This window comes from Tolypothrix bouteillei VB521301, assembly GCF_000760695.4.
Classification (GTDB): domain Bacteria; phylum Cyanobacteriota; class Cyanobacteriia; order Cyanobacteriales; family Nostocaceae; genus Scytonema; species Scytonema bouteillei_A.
The window spans coordinates 7,120,602-7,138,044 of record NZ_JHEG04000001.1 but is presented as its reverse complement, the minus strand read 5'-3'; the positions used below and the strand labels follow the sequence as shown (position 1 = coordinate 7,138,044).

Genomic DNA, 17,443 nt, shown 5'->3' with positions numbered 1-17,443 from the left:
GCAAGGCACACACTCCGCGTTGCCTTCTGCTATGCCCGCAAGAGCTGGACTCACCATCAGCCATCAGCCATCAGCCATCAGCCATTAGCCATTAGCCATCAGCCATTAGCTATTAGCCATTAAAAAAGTATCAAACGTTATTTTATCGGGAAGTGAAGGCTGTGCGCCCGGTTTTGTGGCGGCGATCGCACCTGCGGCTGCACCCCAAATCACTGCTTGATGTAAGGAAAGCCCTTGGTGAAGTGCTGCGGCTAAACCACCATTGAATGCATCCCCTGCAGCAGTTGTGTCAACGGTGCGGACTGGAAATGCAGGTACGAAAAAGGTTGTTTGTGCTGTTGCACAAACGACTCCCTTAGAACCTAGTTTCACAATGGCATTTTTGACTCCCCATTGTCGCAACACTGTAGCTGCTTTTCTTGCTGAGTCTTCCCCATCTACGGGAAAACCTACGAGTTGTCCTGCTTCGACTTCATTGGGTGTAATGATATCTACAAATGGATAAAGTTCTTTTGGTACATCTTTGTTCGCAGGTGCTGGATCGAGTATCACTGTCACTCCCGCCGCTTGTGCTGCTCGGGCGGCTAAAACAACAGTCGGTATGGGAATTTCAAATTGTAATAGCAGTGCTGTTGCTTCCGGTAACAAGTGCGATAACCGTTTTATATCTTCCTCATTTACGTGTCCGTTGGCACCGGGAATCACAATAATTTGATTTTCACCCCTTATATCTACAGCAATAATGGCAACCCCAGAACTGACCGTTTCATCAACGAATATATTCTCTGTTTGCACTCCAGATTCTTGCAAACTACTTACGAGTTCCTCACCAAAACTATCTCCTCCTACACGCCCTACCATATGAGTAGGAATTCCCAATCTTGCTAATGCAACGGCTTGATTTGCGCCTTTACCACCTGGTGCCTTAAAAAAATTCTGTCCCAACAGCGTTTCTCCGGCAACTGGTAAGCGAGGTGCTGTTGCGACTAAGTCTATATTGATGCTGCCAAGTACGATAATGCTCATAATTTCGATTTTTAGTGATTTTTGAGGAGTATCATGAATTTAAATGTTTTGCCTGTATACGGATAATTATTAATTTTTGTTAAATATAAAGTTTTTGGGAGTTTATTCTTCAAGATGAGTCTCTATGTATGCGTTGCGATTGGCACTTGGTCGCGATCGCCCTTTTTGACCGATCGCATTGAATCTACAGTCATGAATGCAACAGACTTTGCTAAGTCTTGGCATAAATAGGTAAGGTAATGACAAATTCAGTTCCCACACCTACTGTAGAATTCACAAAGATCGAACCGTGGTGTTTTTCGACAACAATTTGATGAGCGATCGCCAATCCCAATCCAGTCCCTTTACCAACAGCTTTTGTTGTAAATAAGCTGTCAAAAACTTTGGATTTGACTTGTTCATTCATACCGTTGCCATTATCAGCAATAGCAATATTCACATGGTTATCTTGAACAGAAGTGGTAATTTGAATGCGTTTCGGATGAGCTTTCATCTCCTCAAAAGTGCGTCCATTATTGGACTCTTCTAATGCATCAATAGCATTGGCGAGAATATTCATAAAGACCTGATTTAACTGACCGGGGAAACACTCGACCTGGGGTAATTTATCATACTTGGTTATCACCTCAATAGCTGGACGCGTTTCATTGGCTTTGAGGCGGTGTTTGAGAATAAGTATTGTACTGTCTATGCCTTCGTGGATATTAAAGAGCACTGGATAATCTTTGTCAGCACGGGAGAAAGTACGGAGACTGGTACTGATATTCGTCAGCCGAAGGCACGCCAGACCCATCGAATCAAGTATCTTGGGGAGGTCTTCCAAACTGTAATCCAAGTCGATTTCTGCAGCATGGTCTTTGATTTGCTCGCTCGCATTGGGCAGACTTTGTTGATAGAGTTTTAAATGTGCGACAAGATCGGCAACAGTGAGTTGAGCTTGTTTGAGACTGGCGGCGATAAAACCGAGGGGATTATTCATTTCGTGAGCGACACCAGCGACTAAGTTGCCCAGTGCTGACATTTTTTCACTTTGCACAATTTGTAATTGAGCGTTTTGCAAATCGTTTAATGCTTGTTGTAAATCGAGAGATTTTTGCTGTTCTCGAGCATAGAGTCGGGCGTTTTCTAAAGAGATGGCGACTTGAGCGCAAAGTAAGTTCAGCAGTTCGACGCGAGCGCGTGTAAACGCTCCAATAGCTAACTTGTTTTCCAAGTACAATACGCCCAGCAACTTACCCTGATGCAAAATCGGGCTGCACAAGAGACTTTTGGGCAGCTGTCGCTGAATATAGGGATCGTTGATTAATAGAGGATGCACTGTGGCATCATGAATGACCGCAGGTTGTAAACTGCGTTTGACCTGATGAATTAAGCAAACGGGTACATCTTGAGAGCTTTCTACAGGCTCTGGATTGAGCAACATTGGGGAAAAATTGATGTGAGTACTTCCTTTGTTTTGCAGCGATGTGACTGCAACCGAAAGCTCTGCGAGTGCCTGAATCACCAAACTACCGGACTCCAACAGCATGAACGCACACTTATCGGCTCCGGCATTTTCAATAACGATATGCAGCAATGCAAAGAGAAGTTTTTCGAGTTCGATTTCCCCAGAAAGAGTTTGGGAAGCTTTGAGAATGGTCGCTAAATCTAAAGCACCAGAGACACCACTACTAGTAGAAGTAGCAGAACTGGTTCCGGTGACACTCCCCAATGTGAAAATAGTTTCGTGAGCGGAGAGGGGAGAACGGGTTTGCTGTAATATGGGAGCGAGAAACTGGGGATAGCGTCGTTCCAGGTCGGCGACTTTGGCTTTAGCGCCCCAACGTGCATAGCCATAGTAGGCTTGGGTGATATATGACTGAGCAACGGGCTGTTTGCCCCAATCGAGGTAAAATTGAGCAGCCAGTTCATTGGCCAGCACTTCTTCTTGGATATAGCCGTGTTTTTGAGCCAGCGCAATGGCGAGATCGTAAGATTCTAAAGCTTCTGATTTGTGCCCTAAAACTCGGTGTCGCTCGGCTTCAACTAAATAAAATTTGTGCAGGTAATTTTCCAAAGCACGGTCAGCCGACTTTTTCATCTTTTCCTGATTTTTCGCCACCCGTTGAAGAATGTGTTGCTGTTGTGCTTCGCCAACCTGAGAATAGATTGCCAGGTGGGCTAGAGAATCATAGGTGTAGAACACTGGAACTATGAATAAGCCTGTCACACCACCTATATAATTTTCGGCGGCGAGGGCGGCTTCCACAGCCAAATCGAACTTGCCAAACAGATAACACAGACCCAGTTGGCTGGCGTAGAAATAGTACAGTGCAGTTTGAGCGCCCAAACGCTGGAGGACTGGCACAATTTTCTCTCGATTAAAGACATTTCCAGTAAGGTGCCAAGGTTCGGCACCATTGTCGATTGTATTCAAAATGGCTTGCTGAAAAACGCTCAGAGGACTGATAACACTTTCTTGGTTGAGGTGAGCGAACCGATCTCCGAATGCAGCGCTCTCAAGTGAGAGCACGCTGAGTTCCTTGCCCATAAACCAACAATACATAATGTAAAAGAGTCCGCACGTGGCAGCAGATTCTAAATCTCCTGTTTCCAATCCAACTTGGTAGCCTTCTCGGAGGTACGCTAAAGAGTTCTTAAGCGGCTCTTTCCAATGCCATACACTACAATGAATTGCGACATAGACTCTGGACTTGAGTTCTTTGGCATTAAAATGTTCGAGCAACAAAAGTGCGAGTTGAGCACACTCATAGCCAAAATCAATCTCTCCTAGCATCCCGCAAAGTATCATTCCATAGTAGGCATACCCAATTGCAGAAAATGAGGTATTGCCATATTGAACGGACAAATTGACCTGTTCGAGGACAATAAACGGTAACAGCGTTGGAGTCACAACAAAAGCCGCACCAGAGACAGCCGCAAGAATTCTTACAACTGCTGACTTATTAGGGTCTGTCATCTGAGGCAGAGTTATTAAGTCCAGTGGTTGCCTTCGGGCCAGAAGCGATTGAGTTGCTTCAAACGCCCGTGCAATATCTGATTGACTGGGGTGCTCCGGAAAACTCGTTCCCAAACGCTCTACAATCTTCAGGGCAATGTCCACGGCTTCTGTAAGTTGATGTTGGGCTTGAGCCGCTTGAATTTGAACTTCATAGACTTTAACCGTATCCAACAGATTTCTAGATTTTTCTGCAATGACTGTCGCCAATTGTTTCATCTGTTCAAACTGACCGCTTAGGTAAGCGGTTTCAGTTGCAGTTTCGTAAAGGGCTAAGGTTAACTCATACTGCGTTTGCCACATATCCTCAGCTAACAAGGCAATGCCTGTGGTACAATACTCAAATGCAGCTGTATAAGCTGTTGCGGCTCTGGCTTTTTGTCCGGCTTTAAGATTCAGTTGGGCGAGTTCTATTTGCTCGGATAAATTGACAATGAGGGCTCTGCCGATATTAAGTTGATTGACAATTTCAAACAATTTTTCGTCAAGTTTGGCAGCAGGCGTATAAGCAAGTAAGAGTTGTCCAATTTTTAAGTGAGCGACTTGTTTTTGTGCTTTTGGAATCAGGAAATAAGCTGCTTGCTGGACGCGATCGTGCAAGAATTTGTAACCACACGACTTAGGAGCGAGCAGCCACGACTCCGGAGTATGCCTTATCTGAAGTGAATTCTCAATTGTTAATTCTGATTCCTGATAAAACTTGTAAACCTCATTGATAGGAATGATAAATCCCTCTTGCAATGCTTTCCACAAGTCGGAAGCAGTTTCTATCTGCAATTTTTCCGACACGATCGCCAATGTCTCCAAATCAAACTGATTGCCAATACAGGCTGCCAGTTTTAATATCTCTTGAGTGTTGGGTGGCAATTTCTGAAGCTGTTGTGCCATAAATTCCACCACATCATCGGTGAGCGCAAGCGATCGTACCTGTGCTACATCACATTGCCAGCAACCCACCTCCCAATTAAAGGTTATCAGCCCATCCTCATGCAGCGCTTTGAGAAACTGCGTCGTGAAAAAGGGATTGCCTTTGGCTTTTTGATAAACTAACTCTGTCAAGGGGAGTGCCTGTTGTGTTGCACAACTGAGGGAATCGGCAATCAAATGATTGACATCTGCTTGAGTTAAGGCTGTTAGGGTGAGAGTATTGACGCGGGCAGATGCCTTTTCAATTTCATCAAGAGTTAACATGAGTGGATGCGCCGCAAACACTTCGTTATCGCGGTATGCGCCAATTACGAACAGATAACCCCCTCCCCGATCGCCGTGACCATCACTTGTCGCCATCAACAGCTTAAGCAAATTGAGCGATGCCGAATCCGCCCATTGCAAGTCATCAAGAAAGATCGTCAGCGGATGCTCTGCTGTTGTAAAGACTTGAATGAACTTTTGGAACAGTAGATAGAAACGGTTCTGTGCAGCACTCGCTGATAGTTCGGGGCCTTGGGGCTGTTTGCCGACGATCTGCTCGAGTTCGGGAATCACCTCAAGCAGGAGTTGCCCGTTCTCGCCAACGGCGTCTAATATCTTGTTCTGCCATTGCTGTAGTTGGGTATCGCTTTCACTGAGCAACTGTCGTATCAAATCGCGAAAGGCTTGCACAAAAGCAGATAGAGGAATATTGCGGTTGAACTGGTCGAACTTGCCCTTGATGAAATAGCCGTTCCACCTGACGATTGGTTTATGTACTTCATTGACGACTGCGGTTTTGCCAATGCCAGAGAAACCTGCTACCAGCATCAGTTCGGTGCCACCATTGGCAACATGACCAAATGCCTCTAGTAACGCATTTACTTCCGATTCCCGTCCGTAGAGTTTTTCTCTGATGAGAAAGCGATCGCTCAGATCGCGCTGTCCTAGCTCAAACCAATGATGTTTGCTCGTATTATCTCGCCACTGTTCCAAACACTTGACTAAGTCATGTTTGAGCCCGAGAGCACTCTGATAGCGGTCTTCAGCATTCTTCGCCATCAACTTGCAGACGATCTCTCCCAGCATCAAAGGGATTTGGAGATTGATGTTACAGATAGAGTCAGGATTTTTGGCGATATGGCAATGGACCAACTCCATCGGTTCGCGGGACTCAAAGGGCAGTTGTCCGCTCAGCAATTCAAAGAAAGTCACGCCTAATGAATAGAAGTCGCTGCGGTAGTCAATGCCTCGGTTCATCCGTCCGGTTTGCTCTGGCGAGAGATAAAACAGCGTTCCCTCGAGCCCGTTGATGCAATGAATTTCCTGGGTTTCTCGTGGGAGCAGCGAGGCAATACTGAAGTCAATGAGCTTAACTTCTCCGGTTTGAGGATGAATCAGGATATTGGCTGGCTTAATATCTTTGTGAATGACGCGCTGTTGATGGATCTGGTGTAAAGTGTCTGTGACTTGCAGCGCAATGGGGAAAAACTGCTCCAAACTCAGCGGTCGTCCTTTGCTCAATTCCCGCAAGGAAATGCCACCATAGTCCTCCATCACTAGGGCATAGCCATTTTGATAGGTTTCCAAGCTGTAGGGTTTGATGATGCCTGGAATATCTAGGTTTTTAGCAAGCGTATATTGGTTGCGAAACTGTACGAGTTCGCTGAAGGTAGGGTATTCTCGTTTTAAAAGTTTGATGACAACTGCTTGGCAAAGAGATTCTCTGATAGCCCGATACACTTGAGTCCGCAAACCTGAGTATATTTGCTCTTTGATTTGGTACCCAGTGATTTTTACAGTTCCATCAACTTTTGCGCTCATAACTTTTTACGACAACTACTTAAAGTTAAAATTCCCAGCACATCATCTTGTCTAACAAAAGCCTTGAGCCTATGAAATTGTCAAATTATACAAGTTGTCTGGAAAAGTATATCCTATCTGGCTTTCAGATATTCTTTAAAAATTGTGTACCGAGCATTCATAAATTTCCGCTTGATTACGCTTGATTATTTAATCAAACTTAGGTAGTCGAACTTTGTTAGTCTTTCTCATGCTCAATTTATTAAGCAATTAAAAGGCTGCATTATTCAGTATTATCGTTTTAATTCATGAATCATTTTATATCAGTGTTTCTAGCTCGATCGATTTAGACCTAATCCCTGTTTATAAAAAATCGAGCGAGCCAAATGGATTTCTCTTGAATTTATCGGGAAAGGCAGCCTTGCTGGAGGTAGCTATGAGTCATGGGAATTCTGGCTCCTGTTCTCTGAGAACGATCGTACAGCCCTTTGGGCATAGCAGAAGGCAACGCGAAGCGTGTCCTTTGGACATAGGAGATAGGGAACAAGGGTTTAAGACCCCTACTGAACGAGAGTGAGCGTGGCTACCGTTTAGGAGGGGTCACTTCAAATCATAACTGTCTGATAACCCTACAGGGATTGCCAACAGCGACAACATTGGCAGGTACATCTTTTGTCACGACACTCCCCGCACCAATAGTAGTATTATCACCAATAGTCACGCCGGGACAAATAATGGCATTACCTCCAATCCAAACATTGTTACCAATTCTAATTGGAGATGCCAGTTCTTTACCTGAAAGCCGAATGTCTGGTGCTGTCGGATGATGCGCTGTATAAATCTGAACATAGGGAGCGAATAAAACGTTGTTGCCAATATGAACTGTGTTGCAGTCTAAAATGACACAGCCAAAATTCATATAGACTTCGTTGCCAGCGTAAATATTTTTACCATAATCGCAGTAGAATGGCGGTGTAATTGCTATCCCTTGTCCTATTTCACCAAATAATTCTTGCAGGATTTGCGATCGCTCTTCCTCTTGTTCTTCTGTTGTTGAATTATACATTCTCAAAAGACGAGTTGCTCTTTTTCTCTCATTCAGGAGTTCTTGGTCTGAAGCAAGATATAGCTCGCCTGAAAGCATTTTCTGTTTTTCTGTCTTTGTCATTTGATAATCATTATATTTTAACAACTATAGGAAGCATAAACGATTTATGAATAATTTTAAAGACTTGTGAGAGAATGTCTGAGAAGTTTTTAGTGATGTATCAAATTTTTGCAGATTTCTCTAAATCAGATCGCGTACTATAAGTTAAGAAACTGTTCGCGCAAGCGTAGCGTTAGCCATAGTGCAAATCCCAACCTATTAAAACTAATAACACGTGTCACTAGGAGGGATATAAATAACATCTGATACGGTGAGAGACATCCTTCGAGCAACAAGATCCCCAAGTTCTAAAAAAATCAGAAATCTGAGTCTTTTAAGTCTTCTAATTTATTAGAATAAATTTATCTATAGTTTGTAAAAGGAAAGAGTATGACTTTTCGGATTTTGAGCTTAGATGGAGGGGGAATTCGAGGAATTGTAGCAGCAACAATACTAGCAGCTATTGAGAAACAAATTTCTCAACCTTTGAATACTTACTTTAACTTAATTGCTGGAACTTCCACAGGCTCAATTTTAGCAGCAGCGATTGCCAAAGGAAGGAAAAGTGAAGAAATTATTGATATGTATAAGTATAAAAGCCCAAAAATTTTTCCTTATCGAAGCTTATTTTCAATAAAAAGAATTCCCTTAATACTTAAGTATGGTTTATCTGCACCTAAATTTTCCAATGAAGGATTGATAGCAGTTTTGAAAGAAGTTTTTGGAGAGACAAAACTATTTGAAATTGACTCGCCATTGTTATTGATTGTATCCTACGACACTATTGAAAGAGAACCAATTATTTTCAAAAGTTGGCGGCAAGACAAAGGTTATGGAAACCCTCCCTTATGGGAAGTTTGCACGTGTTCTGCATCAGCACCTACCTATTTTCCAGCATATAAGCTTGACAAAAGTATACATGGCAAAGTTCAACAAGGAGATTTACAAAGTCTTGTTTTAGATGAGAACATATCTTCAACAGAAGGCTTATACAACAAGCAAGTTGTAAGAATTACCCATGGTACAGGAGAAGGTCAATCTCGTATTATAGAAAGATATAGAGGAGTGACAAAGCAAGCCTTTTTAGATGCACCTTGGAGTGTAATACCTGACAATACCTCTACCTATTCAATTAAAACTATATACTCTGCTATTGATGGTGGTGTAGCAGCAAATAATCCATCGAGTTGTGCTGTTGCTGAGGCTCTAAGGTTAGGTTATTCACTAGATGAAATTACTGTTCTTTCTATAGGGACAGGTGACGCTACACGAATCATTCCATATGAATCCGCTCACCAGTGGGGTCTGATACAATGGGCTCAACCGCTTGTTAATGTTTTGTTTGATGCAACCTCAGACGTTTATGAATATATTACCTATCAAGTTATTCAAAATCGTTTTTTACGGTTGCAGTTCAAACTAGATAGACATTTAACAGGTAAGCGGTTGAGCGACGATCTTGATGATGTGAGTGAAGAGAATATCAGTAATTTAATTGAAGCGACAGAGACTTATATGCAACAGAATGACGTACAAGAAGGATTAAAAGCGTTTTTACAGCTTAATCATTAGCGACTAATAACTGCGGGAAATTAAACACAGCATATTGAGCTTTTCCTTGGGCTTTTGCACGGTACATAGCGATATCGGCGTCTCTTAGCAAACTAGAAGGTTCTTTATACGCACAGCAATTTATAGCAATACCTATACTTACTCCTATATAAAGTTGTTGTGCGTTGATAGCAACTGGTAGTTTTAAAGAATTTTGTATGCGATGAGCAACGTTAATGGCATCAGCAATCTCTTTAATATCCTCTACAAGGACAACAAACTCATCTCCACCAAATCGTCCTACAGTGTCGCCACTACGCAAACAGGACTCCAAGCGTCGGGCTGTTTCTATCAATAGGCGATCGCCAGTCAAATGCCCGTAGTTATCATTTACGGCTTTGAAGCCATCTAAATCTAAAAATAACACGGCAAATTGATAACCGTTAATTCTCTGACTGCGTTCAAATGCCTGCCCCAGTCGTTCGAGAAACAAAGCTCGATTTGGCAATCCCGTGAGTGTATCATAAAAAGCATTGCGAATGAGGTCTGCTTCTACCTGTTTGCGTTGAGTAATATCTTGAAAAACTAAAACAGAACCTTTGATATGACCGTTATCATCGCGAATAGGTGTGATACTACCTTCGATATGTATTTCTCTACTGTCTTTAGCGTAGAGGATACAGTTTTTTGGTAAGTTAAGAGATACACCTTCTTGTAAAACTTGTATTGTTAAATTCTCTATTCCTTCCCTTATCTCTTTGTCAGCCGCTCTTAAGATATTTGCTAATTTCTTGTTCATTGCTTCATGTTGAGCGCAAGCAGTCAGCACTTCTGCGAGTGGATTCATCATTTGGATATGACCGTAATTATCTGTGATAATCACAGCACAACCCATGCTTCTTAAAATAGCTGTAAACTTTTGCTGTTCTGCTTTTAGCGTTCTTTCAGCATAATGCTTGCGAAGCGCTATTTCGATCGCAATATGAAGTTCTCTTTCAGCAAGTTTTTTAACAATAGAGTTCCAAGGTTTGTTGCGGCGATTTTTCTGGACTTTGATTCTTTCTGAGTACTTTGTTAAATGCAGTACAGGTACTTGAAAAGTGTTGGTAATAGTATCGGCAAAATGGACTCCATCAGTTGTTTCAGCCCAGCGAGTACCAATTAATACCAAGTTTGGATGAGTCTCTGCTATTGTTTTGATTGCTTCTTCTCCTGAGTTCGTAATTTCTGAAACCGTGTATCCCAATTCTTGTAATTTTTTTCTGAGATCCAATGCAAAAATTTCCTCATCCTCAATAACTAAAATTTTAGGACTGAACATGCTAAGATAATCCGTTGGCTAAGATTCAAATTTTATGGACTGCGGTTCACTCAATGTCCGATTGAGAGATCATACCATCATAAATCGTCGCGATCGCTGTAGACTATACTTTACCGAATACTTAATGTCTGAGTACTTATTTTTGAGAATTTATAAACTTGTCCGGTTTAAATAACTGCCTTGAATGTACTTAAGAGCGCATGTGAATATCATTAATGGCTCGAACATACAATCAGTGAAATAAATGTTATTGGCTAACTATTTACAGGTATAAAAGGCATCTTATTAAGAAATATATTGAAAAGTAGTTAATAGAAATGAAGTCTTCGGATTTTATCCTTCATCTTTTTTTTGTGAGATCGATACTAATTTTGCCACCAAAGTCGGGGATGGGCGCAGCAGGTTTACTTAAAATGACTTGAACTTGCGTCACGCGATCGCTCGATGCCAAAATAGAATCAGCAATAGACGCCGTTAATCGTTCCACCAAAGCAAACTTTGATGTCTTCACTGTATTTTGCACTAAGCTGATAATACTGCGGTAATCTATAGTATCTTCTATAGCATCGGTTTGACCCGCTTTTGCGAGATCTAACCATAACCTCACGTCCACCTCAAACCATTGTCCCAGAACTTGTTCTTCAGCTAAGTAACCCGTGTAGCCGTAACTCCGAATTCCTGTTAGATGAATGCAGTCCATATAGGTAATGTACCCTCAATAGCAAACATGAGATTATCATCTCATACTGACAGTCTTGCACTCGTAACTCCTAACCCCTAATGACAATAGATTTTAGAAACATAAATTCTGTATGGGCATCGATTTTTGCTGAGACATTGAAGCGATTGGGATTAGCCTGTGTTGTCATTTGTCCGGGTTCGCGTTCCACACCCCTAGCAATTGCTTTTGCCCGACAATCACCCAGCCTTGAAGTCATTTCTATTTTAGATGAACGTTCTGCTGCCTTTTTTGCCTTAGGACGCGCCAAAGCCACAGGAAGACCCGCAGCCATTGTTTGTACCTCTGGAACAGCAGGAGCTAATTTTTATCCTGCTGTCATTGAAGCAAAAGAAAGCTGCGTACCACTGTTATTGCTGACTGCTGACCGACCACCAGAGTTAAGAAATTGCCATTCAGGGCAAACTGTAGATCAGTTAAAATTATACGGCACTTACCCCAACTGGCAAGCAGAACTCGCCATTCCTTCTCCAGATATGGCAATGCTAGCCTACTTGCGGCAAACAATTATTCATGCATGGGAAAAAACTCTTCATCCCGTACCCGGAGCAGTTCACCTGAATGTACCCTTGCGCGATCCTCTTGCTCCCCTTCAGGAAGTAGAACCATTACACGCAGCATCACTACAATTTTTACAGTCTCAATTTCAATCAGAACGCTTTTTTACTCACGTACCAATTCAGCGGCTCACTTCAGACACCACTCACCACCCGTACTCCTTTCTTCTTAATGAATGGCTAAACTCCAGTCAAGGAATTATTATTGCTGGTGTTGCTCAACCGCAAAAACCACGAGAGTATTGCCATGCGATCGCCCACCTTTCTCAAACCTTAAAATTTCCCGTTTTAGCAGAAGGGCTATCTCCAGTCAGAAACCACGCCGATTTCAACCCCAACATTATTTCTACCTATGACCTTATTTTGCGCGATCGCTCTTTAGCAAAACAGCTAGCACCTGAGGTTGTCATTCAAATCGGCGAAATGCCCACTAGTAAGGAACTACGCAATTGGTTAACTGACACCCTCGGGCAAAAATGGGTTGTCGATCCAAGCGATCGCAATCTCGACCCCTTGCACGGTAGAACAACTCACCTGCGAGTCAGTATTGAGGAATTAGGGAGATGGAGCGCTCCGAGTGGGAGAGAGTGGAAAAAACTGGAAAATTCCCCGTACCTTGAATTGTGGTTGACAGCAGAAGCAAAAGTTAGGGCAAATGTTAACCAAACTTTAGCCCCAATGGAAGAGTTATTTGAGGGAAAAACAGCCTGGTTGCTTTCTCAAACATTACCATCAAAGACACCCATATTTATTGCTAACAGTATGCCAGTGCGGGATGTTGAATTTTTTTGGCAACCCAATTCTCTGGGCTTGCAACCCTTCTTCAATCGAGGTGCAAATGGTATTGATGGTACATTATCTACTGCTTTAGGAATTGCCCACCGCCATCAAAGTAGTGTCATGTTAACAGGAGATTTAGCCCTACTACACGATACCAATGGATTTTTAATAAGAAATAAGTTTGTCGGACATTTAACAATTGTGTTAATTAACAACAATGGAGGTGGTATTTTTGAAATGTTACCTGTAGCCCAATTTGAACCCCCCTTTGAAGAATTTTTTGCCACGCCTCAAGATATTGATTTTGCTCAATTGTGTGCTACTTACAGTATTGAACACGAATTGATAAGTTCGTGGAAGCAATTACAAGACAAACTAAACCCTTTACCGACTCAGGGAATTCGGGTTTTAGAATTGCGGACAAATCGTAAAGCAGACGCTAAGTGGCGCAAAGAAAATTTGGGTAAATTTATAGTATTTGAAGCTTAGATCGAGCACCAAGAAAATACCCTCATACCATCTTCGGTAAAATAATAAGCAATCGTCCAAAGATGATATGTTAATTTGAGTTTTTCTAACCCCTTTTAGCCCTGTGAGTCGATAGCTGACGTACTTGCAACGGCTCGCTCTGCTCAAGATAATTGAAGTCCTCTCGCCCACCAATAAACGTCCGGGAAAAGGAAGGAATATATACGAACAAAAGCGCCAAGAAGTGTTGGGAAGCCAGACTCATTTTAATCAGTTAAGCGGAGACCATTTAGAAAATTTACTTTGTATTTACAAAGATGTGTTAGCTAATTCTTCAGCCGAAGTAGGTAGAACTTGCATGATTCCAGACACAGACTTTTCTGACAGCAGGACAAAGGGTTGCTCTTCCAAATACAACGAAACCCATAGCAATTCTATTTGATTTGTAAAACACGCCCTAGGGTGGGCATTGCTAGCCAAGACGACTCTAAAATTTTAATTCAGGTGGCAATTCCTCATCTCTTTTCTCTGCGCTCTCAGCGCCTCTGCGGTTCAAAAGTAAATTCTTTAACCGTCAAGACGCAGAGTATGCAGAGGGAAGAGGAGACAGAGCTATGAATTTCCTAAAGTTTTTATTTCTGACGATCCCCCCTAACCCCCATAAAAAACGGGGGAATTGGAATCAACTTCCCCTGTTTTCAGGATGTTTCATATCTTTTCTAGAGATTTGTGTACTGCATTCAGTCAGCGCAAGCGGACTTCATTTGTATAGCCGTGAATTCCATTCGCCAGGTATTTTTAGATTTCATCTACATCTATATTGAGGTTAACTATTTATTGATTCCACATCCTTCTCCTGTGTTCTTTTAGCTACAACATCTTGAAGTACTTTTAAATGTTGTGCGCTAATCAGACATTTCTCTTCAGGAGTAGATAGCTGCTGGTTAGTCAAAGTTTCTATTTCTATCTCTATAATCGATAATGCTTTTCCTTGGCTCATTGCCGTTTTCAACACATCGAACCTTGTAGGTTCATCAAGGCGGAACAATAATTGGGTGAGCAAACGATGAATTATAACTTCATTACTAAAATCAAACATAGTATCCGCTCCATCTTCTGGAGAAAGTAGTTCTTCACCGACATCAAATAAAGCTTCTATAACTAGAGAAATGCAGTGATTGGGGATGACTTTCTCAGCATAATCTTCAAGTTTTTCTAGAAAGGCTCTAACTTGAGTAGTTCCATCCTGACGTTTTTGATGGGAAAGTTCTATTAGTTTTTGCCCAAAGGCTTTTGCATTGCAAGCCGATGAAAGAATAGCTTCGATCTGAGTGTGAGATAACTCGGATGTCGATAAATTTAAACAAAAGTATATAGGAAAATTTTCCGGGCAGCAAATACGCCGTTTTTCCTGCCATTCTAACTTTTGTTGTTCGCTATAAACGCTATAATCTCCCCAAATGACTTCTAACTTGGGGAAAAGAAACATCAGTAAATTTTTAACTGGCTGCTTATCTTCTTCTGGTAATTGGGCAAGCCAAAAATTATAAAAATTTGTTAAGTTTTCTAACGCAAGATCGCTCTTGATAAAAGCATCTCTGTTTTTTAAAATAATTTCGTAAGCTAACGGACAAAAAACTCGCAGTGATTCTAAGGCTATAAAGTCAACTGGGTTAACTTCACCTTCTACTACAGGAAAACTCACTGTTAGGGTATCAGTTAGACGAACAATATCACGAAGATTTGTAATGAAGTAATCTATCCCTTGAAAGTAAATCTGACTCCATCGAGTTGGCTCAAACAGGGGTTTTGCCGTATCACCAATAATATTATTAAGTTTTTCAAAAAGTAATTTGCGGAGTGAAGTTTTATCCGGGCTGGGTATCTCAAAAGCCATTTGAATAATTCTATCGAGATATTCTTCGCCTGATGGTCCTCGCTCATCTGCAAGCGATTTGATAATACTTTTTTTATCGCAAACTAGGAGATAGACAACATTTGTAAAATTGGGAATGGCTTTTAAAAGACGAAATAATTGTTGAATATCTTCTGCACAAAGGCGATCGATATCATCAATTGTGATGACAATTCGCCGATGCTGCTGCGTGAGGGTATCTTCAACGTCTTCTTTTAACTCAGGAGCTTCCTTTTGCTTATCGTCAACTAAGCTTGCAACTGCTTTACCTGCTTGAGCGTAAGGTAGTGGAATTTCCGCAATTGCTTTGGCTACATCAGCAATTCTTTCTCTTAAACCTTTAGGTACAGCGGTCACTGCGCTTAACACGTCTTGTAATTGGTCAAAAAACCGTCTTGTAATATCTTGGTGTCCGGAAAACAACCAGGGATTAAAGGGAACAATAATTGGTTGCTCGTCTTCTGGCTTTTGTTTGAGATAATGAACGACAAAGTTCAACAGTGTGGACTTACCTGAATTCCATGAACCGTAGACTGCGATCGCAAACCCTTCTGGAAAATCCATTTTGCAAATACTATCTGCCAAATGCTTGGCAAAGCTTGCATATCCAAGCCGATCTTCCTCTGGCTTAATCAAAGGAGTATCTTGCGATAAGTCATTAACCTCAGTCTGCGCCATACCAAATCAACTTTTTATACAAATCGTGTCACAGAAAGTGAGTTGGGTAATGCCACCTGCGATAGAATTTCCACACTGCTAAAGTTGTACTCTACCTTATGGCTCTAAACTGGCAAACAGCAAAAACTTACGAAGACGTTCTTTATTACAAAGCTGAGGGCATTGCAAAAATCGCCATTAACCGCCCTCAAAAACGCAATGCCTTTCGTCCAAAAACCATATCTGAACTGTGCGATGCTTTCTGCGATGCACGAGAAGATACTACAATTGGTGTTGTATTGTTTACTGGCGCAGGTCCACATACGGATGGCAGATACGCTTTTTGTTCTGGAGGTGACCAAAGTGTCCGGGGACATGGAGGTTACTTAGATGATGCTGGTATCCCCCGTTTAAACGTGCTGGACTTGCAACGCCTGATTCGTTCCATGCCAAAAGTGGTTATTGCCCTTGTTGCTGGTTATGCAATTGGTGGCGGACACGTCTTACACTTAATTTGCGATCTCACCATTGCTGCTGAAAATGCTATTTTTGGGCAAAGTGGTCCTAAAGTGGGCAGTTTCGACGGTGGTTTTGGTGCTAGCTATCTCGCTCGTGTTGTTGGACAAAAAAAAGCCCGAGAAATTTGGTTTCTCTGTCGGCAGTACAATGCCCAGCAAGCCTTAGATATGGGTTTAGTGAATACTGTTGTTCCAATAGAACAATTGGAAGCTGAAGGTGTTCAATGGGCGCAAGAGATTTTAGAAAAAAGCCCAACAGCAATTCGCTGTCTGAAAGCAGCATTTAACGCTGACTGCGACGGACAAGCTGGTTTGCAAGAACTTGCTGGCAATGCTACCTTACTTTATTACATGACAGAAGAAGGTAAAGAAGGTAAACAAGCTTTTTTAGAAAAACGGCCACCTAATTTTCGAGACTTTCCTTGGCTACCTTAATCTCAATAAACGATAAAGTATAAAGGATAAATTTTTCATCCTTTATACTTTATCGTTTATACTTTTAACGCTTCCCGTGCATATGTTTTCACTGGTTCGGGAGAGCTAGGAATGGTTTCTTCCACAGGAGGGATCGCTCCTTGATTTAAACCTGAAGCTAACACTATTTTTGCATCTGGCAAACTCCAAACATCTTTCAAATTTTCCCAAGAAGGTGCAAATGGTGGGAGTGCTAAAGAACAAGCTTTCCAATCCCCTCGAACTGGTGCCCCCAGCTGTTGGCATACACCGCCGCGACGCCCCTCTGGCTGGTAATGACGACAATATCGACACGCAGAAGTCAAGAATTTAATGTTTTTCATAAAACCTTGTGGGAAATATTGTATTGATAAGTTGGAGAAAATCAGAGGGCTTACTACTTTTCAAGTGAAAATTACTCTCCACCTAAGGAGAGAGTCGGGGAATTTATTTACCCTTTCAGAGCTTTTTTCACCTTTTTATTGTGGTCTATCTGCCTGGGAGGGTAAAAGCTGAAACCAGTGAATATATCTAGGTTTCAGCGATCCCAATGAAAAAGTTAATTTTATGATCTTTTTATCTTTGTGTTATATTTTTCAAT

11 protein-coding genes are annotated in these 17,443 nt (G+C 41.9%); 4 read left to right on the top strand and 7 right to left on the bottom strand.

Annotated features, from left to right (window positions below; all coding sequences use genetic code 11):
- Positions 1 to 105: 105 nt before the first annotated feature.
- From rbsK to HC643_RS29060, 3 genes are all read right to left on the bottom strand, one after another.
- Positions 106 to 1,026, bottom strand: a complete 921-nt coding sequence (rbsK, locus tag HC643_RS29070; protein WP_038076038.1) for a ribokinase — start codon at positions 1,024 to 1,026, stop codon at positions 106 to 108.
- Positions 1,027 to 1,237: 211 nt separating this feature from the next.
- A complete protein-coding gene (locus HC643_RS29065) occupies positions 1,238 to 6,757 on the bottom strand; it encodes a trifunctional serine/threonine-protein kinase/ATP-binding protein/sensor histidine kinase (protein ID WP_038076035.1) in 5,520 nt (1,839 codons plus the stop codon).
- Between the two features lie 589 nt (positions 6,758 to 7,346).
- Complete coding sequence (locus HC643_RS29060) at positions 7,347 to 7,904, bottom strand: sugar O-acetyltransferase (protein WP_038076032.1); 558 nt, start codon at positions 7,902 to 7,904, stop codon at positions 7,347 to 7,349.
- Positions 7,905 to 8,273: 369 nt separating this feature from the next.
- Here HC643_RS29060 and HC643_RS29055 point away from each other — a divergent pair, with 369 nt between their 5' ends.
- Positions 8,274 to 9,455, top strand: a complete 1,182-nt coding sequence (locus tag HC643_RS29055; protein ID WP_038076029.1) for a patatin-like phospholipase family protein — start codon at positions 8,274 to 8,276, stop codon at positions 9,453 to 9,455.
- On the opposite strand, the gene HC643_RS29050 is transcribed toward HC643_RS29055, so the two are convergent.
- Both HC643_RS29050 and folB read right to left on the bottom strand, forming a co-directional pair.
- Positions 9,445 to 10,755, bottom strand: a complete 1,311-nt coding sequence (locus HC643_RS29050; RefSeq protein WP_038076026.1) for a diguanylate cyclase domain-containing protein — start codon at positions 10,753 to 10,755, stop codon at positions 9,445 to 9,447. The genes HC643_RS29055 and HC643_RS29050 overlap by 11 nt on opposite strands.
- A gap of 340 nt (positions 10,756 to 11,095) precedes the next feature.
- Complete coding sequence (gene folB / locus HC643_RS29045) at positions 11,096 to 11,455, bottom strand: dihydroneopterin aldolase (protein WP_038076023.1); 360 nt, start codon at positions 11,453 to 11,455, stop codon at positions 11,096 to 11,098.
- Positions 11,456 to 11,535: 80 nt separating this feature from the next.
- On the opposite strand from folB, the gene menD reads away from it, so the two are divergent.
- Together menD and HC643_RS42210 are read left to right on the top strand one after the other, a co-directional pair.
- Positions 11,536 to 13,320 carry a 2-succinyl-5-enolpyruvyl-6-hydroxy-3-cyclohexene-1-carboxylic-acid synthase gene (gene menD, locus HC643_RS29040; protein WP_050046751.1) on the top strand — a complete coding sequence of 595 codons (1,785 nt, stop codon included), beginning with the start codon at positions 11,536 to 11,538 and terminating at the stop codon, positions 13,318 to 13,320.
- A gap of 124 nt (positions 13,321 to 13,444) precedes the next feature.
- Positions 13,445 to 13,741: a DUF4058 family protein gene (locus tag HC643_RS42210; RefSeq protein WP_038076020.1), complete on the top strand. Its 297-nt coding sequence runs from the start codon at positions 13,445 to 13,447 to the stop codon at positions 13,739 to 13,741.
- A gap of 384 nt (positions 13,742 to 14,125) precedes the next feature.
- Here HC643_RS42210 and HC643_RS29030 read toward each other — a convergent pair whose 3' ends face one another.
- Positions 14,126 to 15,892: a KAP family NTPase gene (locus HC643_RS29030; protein ID WP_050046752.1), complete on the bottom strand. Its 1,767-nt coding sequence runs from the start codon at positions 15,890 to 15,892 to the stop codon at positions 14,126 to 14,128.
- A gap of 98 nt (positions 15,893 to 15,990) precedes the next feature.
- On the opposite strand from HC643_RS29030, the gene menB reads away from it, so the two are divergent.
- Complete coding sequence (gene menB / locus HC643_RS29025) at positions 15,991 to 16,824, top strand: 1,4-dihydroxy-2-naphthoyl-CoA synthase (RefSeq protein WP_038076017.1); 834 nt, start codon at positions 15,991 to 15,993, stop codon at positions 16,822 to 16,824.
- A gap of 56 nt (positions 16,825 to 16,880) precedes the next feature.
- Here the strand turns inward: menB and HC643_RS29020 are convergent, their stop codons facing one another.
- The gene (locus tag HC643_RS29020) at positions 16,881 to 17,186 is read right to left on the bottom strand and encodes a hypothetical protein (protein ID WP_038076014.1); all 306 of its coding nucleotides are present in this window, start codon (positions 17,184 to 17,186) and stop codon (positions 16,881 to 16,883) included.
- Between the last annotated feature and the right edge of the window lie 257 nt (positions 17,187 to 17,443).

Excerpts from the sequence above, each read along its gene's own strand:
- menB (WP_038076017.1), top strand. The coding sequence starts at position 15,991 with ATGGCTCTAAACTGGCAAACAGCAAAAACTTACGAAGACGTTCTTTAT.
- menD (WP_050046751.1), top strand. The coding sequence starts at position 11,536 with ATGACAATAGATTTTAGAAACATAAATTCTGTATGGGCATCGATTTTT.
- folB (WP_038076023.1), bottom strand. The coding sequence starts at position 11,455 with ATGGACTGCATTCATCTAACAGGAATTCGGAGTTACGGCTACACGGGT.
- HC643_RS29060 (WP_038076032.1), bottom strand. The coding sequence starts at position 7,904 with ATGACAAAGACAGAAAAACAGAAAATGCTTTCAGGCGAGCTATATCTT.
- HC643_RS29055 (WP_038076029.1), top strand. The coding sequence starts at position 8,274 with ATGACTTTTCGGATTTTGAGCTTAGATGGAGGGGGAATTCGAGGAATT.
- HC643_RS29050 (WP_038076026.1), bottom strand. The coding sequence starts at position 10,755 with ATGTTCAGTCCTAAAATTTTAGTTATTGAGGATGAGGAAATTTTTGCA.
- HC643_RS29030 (WP_050046752.1), bottom strand. The coding sequence starts at position 15,892 with ATGGCGCAGACTGAGGTTAATGACTTATCGCAAGATACTCCTTTGATT.
- rbsK (WP_038076038.1), bottom strand. The coding sequence starts at position 1,026 with ATGAGCATTATCGTACTTGGCAGCATCAATATAGACTTAGTCGCAACA.
- HC643_RS29020 (WP_038076014.1), bottom strand. The coding sequence starts at position 17,186 with ATGAAAAACATTAAATTCTTGACTTCTGCGTGTCGATATTGTCGTCAT.
- HC643_RS29065 (WP_038076035.1), bottom strand. The coding sequence starts at position 6,757 with ATGAGCGCAAAAGTTGATGGAACTGTAAAAATCACTGGGTACCAAATC.